Annotated in this window: 4 protein-coding genes; all 4 read left to right on the plus strand. The window is 53.6% G+C overall.

Annotation, left to right across the window (positions count from 1 at the left end; all coding sequences use genetic code 11):
- The first annotated feature begins 191 nt into the window (after nt 1-191).
- The 4 genes from CWI66_RS17360 to CWI66_RS17375 all read left to right on the plus strand — a co-directional run bounded on the left by CWI66_RS17360 (nt 192) and on the right by CWI66_RS17375 (nt 2,119).
- Nucleotides 192-620 carry a gluconate 2-dehydrogenase subunit 3 family protein gene (locus CWI66_RS17360; protein ID WP_100732366.1) on the plus strand — a complete coding sequence of 143 codons (429 nt, stop codon included), beginning with the start codon at nt 192-194 and terminating at the stop codon, nt 618-620.
- A 91-nt stretch (nt 621-711) separates the two neighbouring features.
- Nucleotides 712-1,440: a 3-keto-disaccharide hydrolase gene (locus tag CWI66_RS17365; RefSeq protein ID WP_232711004.1), complete on the plus strand. Its 729-nt coding sequence runs from the start codon at nt 712-714 to the stop codon at nt 1,438-1,440.
- A gap of 135 nt (nt 1,441-1,575) precedes the next feature.
- Entirely contained in the window at nt 1,576-1,848 is a 273-nt protein-coding gene (locus CWI66_RS17370; protein ID WP_100732368.1) for a CopG family ribbon-helix-helix protein, read from the plus strand.
- Between the two features lie 31 nt (nt 1,849-1,879).
- Entirely contained in the window at nt 1,880-2,119 is a 240-nt protein-coding gene (locus CWI66_RS17375; RefSeq protein ID WP_232711006.1) for a type II toxin-antitoxin system RelE/ParE family toxin, read from the plus strand.
- The last annotated feature ends 247 nt before the right edge of the window (nt 2,120-2,366 follow it).

Below are 2,366 nucleotides of genomic sequence, written 5' to 3' on the forward strand. Positions count from 1 at the left end.
TGGCTCATGCCTGCACACCTGTAAGCGTGAATCTGGTATCGTTGGGTCTGGGTCAGCTGTCGGTATGCCATGCTCTGTTTCACTTTGGTCGGTAAAGCAGAGAGAGTACCGGCGCTGGCCCTCCTGCTTCTACCTTGAGATCCAAAGTGCTGCGGTTATTCTATGAATCTAGGAGTCAAAGAGCAGGCCTTATGCGATGGATAGCAAAGTTCGTGGGGATTCCTCAGGGTTTAGCGCAGCTTGAGGCACGCAGCCGAGCGGCTTACGAGCGTGACTTTATGGCGCTGAGTGGCGAACAGCGATTAGAGCTCATCACCGAGTTAGACCGTGAAGCGCTGGCGCACGCCCAGCAGCAGGCCCGCAAACAGCCAACACCCGCTGAAGCACTGACGATAGAAACCCAGACCGCGCAAAATCAAACGGCAGAAAACCAGTCATCACAGGAGCATGTGGAGAGCGAAGATACGCTTCCACACTACTTCACCATGATGAAGCAGCTAACGCTGTTTGGTTTCTTTACCTCAGAAGTCGGCGCGACGGAAGTCCTACGCTACGAAGCGGTGCCAGGCCGCTATGACGGCTGCGCGCCTTATAACGGCGAGCCTGCCTGGGCAACCTAATTCAGCGAAGAACATGATGAAAAATCAACGTACGCAAAAACGTAAGCCTTACTCCTATGCTCAGACGCTTTGCCTATTGGCATGTGGCAGTTTGTTGGCATTCGATAGCGCAGCTCAGGAGGGCGCATCGAATGAGACACTGACACCCGAGGAGCAATCCGCCAAAACCGAAGTATGGGAGCCAGTGCCCGCAAGCGTTGCAGTGCCTGACGATGGTGTTCCCTCCGATGCCATCGTGCTATTCGATGGCACCGACTTAGACGCCTGGGAGGGCGAAGAGGGTGGGCCAGCTGAGTGGCACGTGGATGACGGCGCCATGACGGTAAATCGCGGTGCGGGAGGCATTCGCACAAGCCAGGACTTCTGCGATGTGCAGCTCTACCTGGAGTGGCGCTCCCCTGAGGATATTGAAGGTATGGAGGGCCAAGATCGGGGCAATAGCGGCGTCTTTCTGCAGGAACGCTATGAAGTCCAAGTGCTGGACTCCTACGACAACCCGACCTATCCCAACGGTCAGGCGGCATCCATCTATAAACAGCATATGCCACTCGTCAACGCGTCGCGCCCACCCGGTGAGTGGCAGAGTTACAACATCCTATACACCGCGCCACGTTTTGATGATGAAGGCGCCCTTGAATCGCCTGCCTACATCACCGTTCTGCATAACGGTGTAGTGGTGCAGCACCATGCTGAAGTGCAAGGCACCACCGAGTGGATTGGCGAACCCAACTACGACGAAGCCCACGGCTGCGCGCCCATTTACCTGCAGGATCACGATGCGGACGTTAGCTTTCGCAATATATGGGTGAGGGAGCTATAGCTAGGCACTTATAAGCCCCTAAGTGAGCAGGCCCAGTCTTCTGATGCTAGACAGTATCGGGGGCTGGGCTTTTTTGTACCGCTCTCATTGACTATGCTGTAATACATTGTAGTCGTCAGGAGTGAGGGTATAGATATGGGTGTAACTACAGTTCGTCTTCAGTCAGACGTTGAACAGCATCTGGAAGCTATCGCGAGCAGGCTCCACCGGAGCAAAGGCTGGGTGATCAACCAAGCGTTATCGGAATACATCGAGAAGCAACAGCTTGAGCAAGAGCGTTGGAGGCAAACGCTGGAGGCGATGGAGTCTGCCGCACAGGGGAAGGTGGTTGATAGCAGCGAGGTTCATCGTTGGCTCAATAGCTGGGGAACCGAAAATGAGCAGGATGCACCGAGGTCGGGTAAGTGAAATTGGTTTATACGGATGAACCATTGAAGATTTGCAGCGCCTCAGAGAGTTCATCGCCATCCATAACCCCTCTGCAGCCGGCAGGATAGCGGCAGAGCTGGTCGGTAAAATCGACTTACTGCCAGACTTTCCCAACATGGGTACGCCGGTTGAAATGGCACCGGATTCCGTTCGTGACATGGTCTTTGGTAAATACGTTATCCGCTATTCAGTGCATACGAGCGTCATCATTATTCTGCGTGTATGGCACGAACTGGAAGGTGAGCGTTAGTCATTGAGCCAACTGCGATTCTTGGCTATGGCAAAATAGCAGTGAAAAGAAAGCGGATTTGGTTATGTATTTACTTGTTACGTTTAACTGAAAAGGAGTTTTATGGACGGCTTTTTTGAAGAGATAGGCAGGGGATTTTTTAGGGGAATAGGATACATACTGGAGTTATTGGTCGGGTAGACCGGACGATTGCTCGTTCCGGCCCCCCACAGATCCGAGCGTGCGCGATTGACGCACTCGGCTCCTC

Origin of the sequence: Halomonas sp. 141 (assembly GCF_002810305.1) — a bacterium.
Classification (GTDB): Bacteria; Pseudomonadota; Gammaproteobacteria; order Pseudomonadales; family Halomonadaceae; genus Vreelandella; species Vreelandella stevensii.

What these genes read in the sequence shown, in the direction of transcription:
- CWI66_RS17360 (WP_100732366.1), top strand. Translation starts at nt 192, where the DNA reads ATGCGATGGATAGCAAAGTTCGTGGGGATTCCTCAGGGTTTAGCGCAG.
- CWI66_RS17370 (WP_100732368.1), top strand. Translation starts at nt 1,576, where the DNA reads ATGGGTGTAACTACAGTTCGTCTTCAGTCAGACGTTGAACAGCATCTG.